8 protein-coding genes are annotated in these 7,762 nt (G+C 70.9%); 1 reads left to right on the top strand and 7 read right to left on the bottom strand.

Features of this window, described 5'->3' with window-relative positions; all coding sequences use genetic code 11:
* On the bottom strand, positions 1-832 hold an 832-nt coding region (locus AC08ON_RS01055), incomplete at its 3' end, for a hemolysin family protein (RefSeq protein WP_476616301.1).
* Between the two features lie 484 nt (positions 833-1,316).
* Between AC08ON_RS01055 and AC08ON_RS01050 the strand changes: the two genes are divergently transcribed.
* Positions 1,317-1,877: a DUF4232 domain-containing protein gene (locus tag AC08ON_RS01050; RefSeq protein ID WP_476606060.1), complete on the top strand. Its 561-nt coding sequence runs from the start codon at positions 1,317-1,319 to the stop codon at positions 1,875-1,877.
* A 67-nt stretch (positions 1,878-1,944) separates the two neighbouring features.
* On the opposite strand, the gene AC08ON_RS01045 is transcribed toward AC08ON_RS01050, so the two are convergent.
* The 6 genes from AC08ON_RS01045 to metK all read right to left on the bottom strand — a co-directional run.
* Entirely contained in the window at positions 1,945-3,138 is a 1,194-nt protein-coding gene (locus tag AC08ON_RS01045) for a thiolase family protein (RefSeq protein ID WP_476606061.1), read from the bottom strand.
* 139 nt (positions 3,139-3,277) lie between these two features.
* On the bottom strand, positions 3,278-4,519 hold the full coding sequence (locus AC08ON_RS01040) for a TAXI family TRAP transporter solute-binding subunit (protein ID WP_476606062.1): 1,242 nt from the start codon (positions 4,517-4,519) through the stop codon (positions 3,278-3,280).
* A gap of 235 nt (positions 4,520-4,754) precedes the next feature.
* Positions 4,755-5,501 carry a hypothetical protein gene (locus AC08ON_RS01035; protein WP_476606063.1) on the bottom strand — a complete coding sequence of 249 codons (747 nt, stop codon included), beginning with the start codon at positions 5,499-5,501 and terminating at the stop codon, positions 4,755-4,757.
* A 107-nt stretch (positions 5,502-5,608) separates the two neighbouring features.
* Positions 5,609-5,800, bottom strand: coding sequence for a toll/interleukin-1 receptor domain-containing protein (locus AC08ON_RS01030; RefSeq protein ID WP_476616300.1), 192 nt, complete (start codon positions 5,798-5,800; stop codon positions 5,609-5,611).
* Between the two features lie 143 nt (positions 5,801-5,943).
* A complete protein-coding gene (locus AC08ON_RS01025; protein ID WP_011437379.1) occupies positions 5,944-6,420 on the bottom strand; it encodes a DUF309 domain-containing protein in 477 nt (158 codons plus the stop codon).
* A gap of 212 nt (positions 6,421-6,632) precedes the next feature.
* A partial coding sequence (gene metK / locus AC08ON_RS01020; protein WP_476606065.1) for a methionine adenosyltransferase occupies positions 6,633-7,762 on the bottom strand: 1,130 nt, incomplete at its 5' end.

The following is a 7,762-nucleotide window of genomic DNA, read 5'->3' as shown; positions in this document are numbered from 1 at the left end:
GGGCGTCCTCGGGGACGGCGACCGCGTTCTTCACGTGGATGAGGCCCACGACGTCGTCGCTGTCCGTGCCGAGTACCGGGAAGCGGGAGTGCCCGGTGCGCCGGGTGAGGGTGATGACCTCGCTGACCGGTTCGTCGGCGTGGATGGTGCGCATGCGCATCCGGGGTGTCATGACGTCCTCGGCGGTCCGGTCACCGAACAGCAGGGAGCGCTGTACCAGCGTCGCCGTCTCGTGGGAGAGGGTGCCGTGCTCGGCGGACCGCCCGACGAGGGAGAACAGCTCCTGAGCCGAACGGGCCGAGGCCAGCTCCTCGCGTGGCGAGATGCCGAGGCGGTGCAGCACCGCGTTCGCCGTGATGTTCAGCGAGCGGATCAGCAGGCCGGTGGCCTTCGTGAAGGCACGCTGGGGAGCCTGCACCGCCAACGCGGTGCCGAGGGGATGGGCGATCGCCAGGTTCTTCGGGAGCAGTTCGCCGTACACCATCGTCAGGCCCGTCGCGAGGACCAGAGCGATCGCCACCGACGCCGCCCGGGCGAGCCCGTCCGAGGCGCCGAGCGAGGTGACCGGCCCCTCGAGCAGCCGTGCGATGGCGGGCTCCGCCAGAAAACCGATCATCAGGTTGGTGACGGTGATCCCGAGCTGGGCGCCGGACAGCTGGGTGGACAGACCGCGCAGCGCGGTGAGCACCCCGCGGGCGCCCCGATCACCGCGTTCGGCGGCCCGCTCCACCGAGGGCCGGTCCACCGTGACGAAAGCGAACTCGGCCGCGACGAAAACGCCGCAGGCGGCCACGAGCACCAGGCTGAGTACCAACAGAAGCGCCTCGATCATCGGTCGACCCCCGCGGGCGCTTCTTCGCGCGTGGGTCGGCCGGAACTACATCCGGCGTCTTCGGAGACTTTCATGATCCCTTCCGGTCGGTGCGGGACGACCCGGCCCGCGGGCCTACCCCGTCACGCGGCAACAACGCGCTTCATAGCCCGTCCGTTTCACGATGACCTCTGGTTGGCGCACGGTCCAGACCCCGAGTGGGCCTCGGTAGAAGATCACTGTGTGGGCCGGCTGGCCAGCCAGTCAGCCAGTCAGCCAGTCCGGTGCCGTGGCCCGGCAGGCCCGGTACTGGAGAAAGGCCGATCGGCAGGCGTGGGCCGTACGCGATGGTGAGGAACCGGACGCGCCGACGAGAACAAGAGCCCTGGAGCCCGGTATGACGGATCTCCGACGGTGTCACGGAGGGTAGCAGTGGGAAGGGAGTAGGTGACATCACCGGGTGGCTTGCCGGCAAGCCGGCTCGCCGCGCGACGAGGAGGTCGTCATGCACAGGTCTCGTGGGAGGGCTCTTCCGGCGGTACTCGCCCTGGCCGCGACGTCGATCTTCGTCGCCGGATGCGGCGCGGGCCCGGGCGGCGGCGGGGGTACCGCCACCGCGGTGGCGGCTCCGGCGACGTCCGTGGCGGCCCGGTGCCGGACCGCTCAACTCGCTCTGAGCAGCGTCGACCGCCAGGGAACCGCGGGCAGCGACTACGAACGGCTGGTCCTGACCAACATCGGTCACAGCCCCTGCGTGGTACGCGGATTCCCCGGTGTGTCGTTCGTGGACGCGGCCGGCCGGCAGGTGGGCGCGGCGGCGGAGCGCACGGGGCCGGCGGGCGCGCCGGTGCGGCTCGTGCCCGGGGGCGCCGCGACGGCGGTCCTGCGCATCCTGCATCTCGGCGTGGCGGAAAGCTGCACGCCTCCCTCGGGGACCGCGCCGGTCGCCGCGCTGCGCGTGTACCCGCCGGGGAACACCGAGGCGCTGCGGCTGAGCGGCCCGGACACGCAGGCATGCCGGGATCCCGCCGTGCGGCAGCTCACCGTGGCCGCGTTCACGGCGTGAGGGCCGGCTCCCACGGTGCACCGGGCGCGGACCAGGGGACCGATACCGGCGGATCGTCCGGTGGAGGTCAGAGCCGTTCGATGATGGTGGCGTTGGCCATGCCGCCGCCCTCGCACATCGTCTGCAGGCCGTAACGGCCGCCGGTGGCCTCCAGGTAGTTGAGCATTGTGGTGAGCAGGCGGGTGCCCGATCCGCCCAGTGGGTGGCCCAGCGCGATGGCGCCCCCGCGCGGGTCGAGCTTCGCCGGGTCGGCACCGGTGTCGCGGGCCCACATGAGCGGCACGGGCGCGAACGCCTCGTTGACCTCGAAGGCGTCGATGTCGTTGATGCTCAGACCGGCGCGCTTGAGCGCCTTGCGGGTTGCCGGGATCGGCGCGGTCAGCATGAGCAACGGGTCGTCCCCGGCGAGCGCGAACGTGTGGAACCGGGCCCGTGGCCGCAGGCCGAGCTCGTTCGCCCTGGTCTCGCTCATGATCAGGACGGCCGAGGCGCCGTCGGTCAGCGGGGAGGAGTTACCCGGGGTGATGTTCCAGGTGATCTCCGGGAAGCGGGCGGCGTACGCCTCGGTGTAGAAAGACGGCTTGAGCTTCGCCAGCGTCTCGACGGTCGTGGTCGCTCGGACCGTCTCGTCCACGGTGTGCTGGGCTGTCGTGCCGTCCGGAAGGGTGATCTCGACCGGGACGATCTCCCCGGCGAAGTCCCCCGCCGCGACGGAGGCCGCCGCGAGCTGGTGCGACCGCGCGGAGAAGATGTCCAGGTCCTCCCGGTTGATCTTCCACCGGGCGCTGACGAGCTCCGCGCCGATGCCCTGGTGGGCCAGGCCCTCGGGGTAGCGGGCGTGCAGGCTCGGGCGGTTGGGGTCCTTGCCGAAAGTGGTGGAGCCCATCGGCACCCGGCTCATCGACTCCACCCCGGCGGCGATGACGATGTCGTAGGCGCCGGCGAGCACCCCCTGCGCGGCGAAATGGGCGGCCTGCTGGCTCGAGCCGCACTGGCGGTCGATCGTGGTGGCCGGCACCGACTCGGGGAACCCGGCCGACAGCACCGCGGTGCGCCCGATGTTGACGGCCTGCTCGCCGGCCTGGTCAACACACCCGGCGATGACGTCGTCGACCAGCGCCGGATCAAGGTCGTTGCGGGCGATCAGTGCCTTCAGCACGGTGGCCAGCAGCTCCACCGGATGGGTCTCGGACAGCGCCCCACCCGGCTTGCCCCGTCCCGACGCCGTGCGTACCCCATCGACGATGACTGCGTTCTCCATGGGTTCTCCCTCGTCACAAGCATCACAATGACGGCGGATCGACCGTCGCCCTGCCCGTACCGCCCTGCCCGTTGCCTGGCGCCTGCCCGGATCGACGCTACGGGCCACCCTCTTGATGGGTCAACAAGTGAACCGGAGGTCAGGGGGTCGGGGCCGGGCATCCCGTCGGATAACCGAGCGCATGTGTATAGTATCTCTCCGCCGCCGGATGTAGCGGGACGTATCGGCAGATGTTGGTCGCGATGAAGGAGCCGGGAGTCGCGAAACCGAGGCGGCGCGCCTGCGCCTGATGAGTGGCCCACAGGGTGGCCTTGAACTCGGCGGAGTGCTCGTCCATCATCCAGGCGGCGAACTCGACCAGCGCGGGGTCGGCGTATCTACTGGCGACGATGCCGTTCGGCACCGCGAGGGTCGCTGTCGGCTGGGACGGGATGATATTGTAGTCACCCGGCTCGATAGCGGCCCTTGTGAAGACGTTGGCTCCGACATCGAGGTACTGGGAGTACCAGTCCCGCTGGATCGCCGACTGCCAGTCGTCGAGTGGCACGAATTTGATCTTCTGGTAACTGTCGTTATATTCCTGGACCGCCATCGTGGGAGCGCCCGCCGCCCACAGGACCGCGTCGGCGTGATCCGCGCCGGTGGAGTGAAGTTTCTGGAGCGCCTCGGTTATCCGGTTCCCGGTCACTGGACGGACGACGCAGCCCGCTCCCTTCACCCGGGTGATCTGACGGAACAGCACGGTGGCGATCTGGTGGGTGCCCGAGTCGAGCAGTCCGCTTTTGACCGTCTTGCCGCACAGATCGTCCGCGCTATGAATGCTGGAGTCGGCCGGGACGATGAGCTGGAGAACGTCGTAATAGATCTGGCCGACGAGTCTCAGGCCCTCGACGGCCCCGCCGGTGAAGTCGCCCCGGCCGTTCTGGGCGTCCACCACCACGTTGAGTTGGGCCAGCGCGAGAGTGCAGCGCCGGTTCTCCGGAACCCCGAGATTCTTGAGGTTCTGGGACGTCCCGCTCGTGTCCGAATCAGGAAAGGCGCGCCACCCGTTGCCGCCGTTCAGCGCCGGATCACTGATGAGCTTCGCGAGTGTGCTCGCGTACTGCGAGTAGGGGGTGCGGGGCTGGCCGGCGATGATCCGTACGGTCGTGCACGTGGTCGTGTGCAGGTTCGCCTTCGCCTCCGTCGCCGCATCGCGCCGAGCCTGTTCCGGTGCCGCCGTCTGCGCTGAGGGCGTGCTTCGGGGCGTGCTCACGAGCATCGGGCTACGGCCGTCTCCGCCGAAGGCCCGGCCGATGAAGACGCCGACGATGGCGGCCAGGATCACCAGGGCGGTGATCGCGATGGGACGCCGTCCCAGCCGCGACCGGGTATTGGACATCGCGGCGACTCCTCGATCCGTGGGACGCTGACGTCGGGCCTTGCGCGGGGCAAGCTCCGGGGCACTTGTCCGCCACTGGGCCGCCGCACCGGGATCCCGGTGCCCCGGATCCCGGTGGTGAGAACCTGGCCGGTCGCGCATCCTGCTCCCACCGCGCTGATCGTCGCATACCAACCATGCCGCGCAGGACGCCGTTGGTCGAGGGCTGCCGATTCTTGTGCCTGATCCCCGAGGGCTACGGGGTAACGACCGATTTGTTCCGAACACCCGGCTCCGTGACTGCAGCCGGGTCCGGGTCCGGGTCCGCCGGATCGGCCAGTGGCGCTGGGCGGGGTGGGCGCATGGCGATGGTGAAGACGGCCGAAAACGCCGCTGCGCCCAGCACCTCGGCCATGGCCGCCCACGCTCGGCCGTGGGCGATTTCCGCCCCCCCGAGCGCGCCCACCACGCAGGCCCCACCGACCACCAGCGTCGCGGTACGGTCCGTCGGAGGGAACAGCATGAAGGCCGGGGCGGCCGCGGCGAGCGCGGCGAGCGCGGCGACGAGTGAGCCGACCAGCACTCCGCCGGGGCCGCCGTCCGCCACCTGGAAAGCGATTCCGATGACGATGGCCGCGGCGAGCGTCGGGAGCATGACCCACCCCCGCGTGAGTGCGGTACGGATGGCGCGGGCCGCCCGGCGCCATCCCGGCACCTCCGGCGGGAACGTGGGCCGTGAGGTGATCGGGCGTTGCGTGGGCGGCAACGGCAGGGTGGGGCCGGTGTCCGGGGTGACGGCGGCGGGGGTGCCAGGTGTACCGGCGGGGTCGGGCTCCGGTGGCTCGGTCCGGGTGCCCTGGGCCGGGGGGAAGCCCGGCCGCTTCTTGGGCGCGAGACCACCTTCTTTTTCCCAGGCCGAGCGGACGTTGCGCAGCAGCTCCTCCCGGGCGGCGTCCTCGTCGTCGATGCCGATGAGGTCGAAGTGGACCACCTGCCGGAGCATCCCGGTAGGGGTGCATTCCGCTATCCGCACCGGGATGAGCTTACGGAGGTTGCCCTCGGGATCGTATTCGAACGCCGCCTACCATTCTGCCCGGCAGTACGGGGAATTCAGATACTCGGGCGAGAGCACCGCGATCGTGTGCCGGCAGTTCTCCATCCCCTGACCCAGTTGCGGCCGGGGCCGATATGCCAGGCCTGGAGAAACACGCGATAACCGACCTCCTGCAGCTGCCAGGCGATCCATTCGGCCCAGTCCCGGTCGCGCTGGCAGTAGCTGATGAAGAAGTCGCCCTGGTCCACCCGATTCCCACCTGTGAAATCCTCCGGACTGCTCGCTCCAGCTGAAGGATGATCGTACCGCCGTTCTAGGATGAATGCCACCGTTCTGCCCCGCCGCGGCGGGGCAGAACGGGCAGGGGCGCGCCGCGGGTGGCGCGGTGGGGTTAACCGACGAGGCGGGGCCCGCCGTCGGCCGGGGCGGTCCGGGCGGTGATGCACGGCAGCCCGGGATGGGCCCGGCCGATGTCGGCGATCCGCAGGTCCACCCAGGCGAGCAGACCGGGAACGGCTACGCCGTGCGGAGGCCGGTCCGCGTAGGGGATGAGGTTCGCCGCGCCGCGCCGCAGCACGGCCACGCCGCCCTTGACGTTGCCGCGGGCCAGATGGGTGACGCCGACGGCGAGCTGTGCTAGCCCACGCCACAGCCCGCGCTCGCCGGGGTCGGTCTCCGGACTCTTCCAGACGGCTTCGAGTACCTCGTGTGCCTGGAAGGGAAGTCCCGCGTCGAGGAGTCGCTGGGCCTCGGCGAGCGCTGCGGCCGGCGGTAGCGGGGCCGAGGAGGCGAGCGGCGGCACGCCGGTCTCGCCGTGGGGAAGGGGGCGGCCAAGCGCGTCCCGGGGCCGTTCCCCGGGCCGGGACACCCCGGACCCTGATTCAGTCGCGGGGTGTGCCCGGGGGACGGGGCGTGTTCCGGGAGGCGGCCGTGTTCCGGACGGTGCGCGTCGCCCGGACCGGTCCGAAGTGGTCATGCGGTCCACTCTGACCGCCCCTCGGGGGTGGCGCCTCCCGTAGCCGCGCGGACCGGGGTCGTCGTCAGGCAAGACCGGGGGCGCGGTGTCAGCGGCCGCCGGTGTCAGCGGCCGACGGCGGCGCGCAGCGCGCCGGCGCGGTCCGTGCGCTCCCAGGTGAAGTCGGGCAGCGTCCGACCGAAGTGGCCGTAGGAGGCAGTCTGCCCATAGATCGGCCGTAGCAGGTCAAGGTCCCGGATGATGGCGGCCGGGCGCAGGTCGAAGACCTCCGAGACGGCCCGCGCGATTTCCGGCACCGGCACGGTCTCGGTGCCGAAGGTCTCGACGAACAGGCCCACCGGCTCGGCCTTGCCGATGGCGTAGGCGACCTGCAGCTCCGCCCGACGGGCGAGGCCGGCCGCGACGACGTTCTTGGCGACCCAGCGCAGCGCGTAGGCGGCCGAACGGTCGACTTTGGACGGGTCCTTGCCGGAGAAAGCACCGCCGCCATGGCGGGTGTAACCGCCGTAGGTGTCAATGATGATCTTGCGGCCGGTCAGGCCCGCGTCGCCGATCGGGCCGCCGATCTCGAACCGGCCGGTCGGGTTCACGAGCAGCCGGTAGCCGTCTACCTCCAGGCCCAGGTTTTCCTCGGCCAACCGCTTGAGCTCGGGGGCGATGACCTGGTCGCGGATGTCCGGAACCAGGCGGGTGGCCAGGTCGACGTCGGCGGCGTGATGCGCGGACACGACCACCGTGTCCAACCGGACCGGGCGGTCCCCGTCGTATTCGATGGTCACCTGGGTCTTGCCGTCCGGCCGCAGGTAGGGCAGCAGGCCGTCGTGACGCACCTTCGACAACCGCTGGGCGAGGCGGTGGGCCAGTGTGATCGGCAGCGGGAGCAGGTCGGGGGTCTCGTCGGTGGCGTAGCCGAACATGATCCCCTGGTCGCCGGCGCCCTGCTGGGCCAGCGTGTCCTCGCCGCCCTCGACCCGTGCCTCATAGGCCTTGTCGACGCCCTGGGCGATGTCCGGGGACTGGGCACCGATCGAGACCAGCACGCCGACGGTCGCGCCGTCGAAGCCGGTGGCGGCGTCGTAACCGATGTCGGTGAGGGTGCGCCGCACGACGGCGGTCACGTCGACGTGCGCGGAGCTGGTGACCTCGCCGGCCACGTGCACGTGCCCGGTGGTCAGCAGTGTTTCCACCGCGACCCGGGAGGTGGGGTCGCCAGCCAGGAACGCGTCGAGCAGGC

It is taken from the genome of Frankia sp. CoWAU3 (genome assembly GCF_977971855.1).
This window is presented reverse-complemented; position numbering and strand designations above follow the sequence as displayed.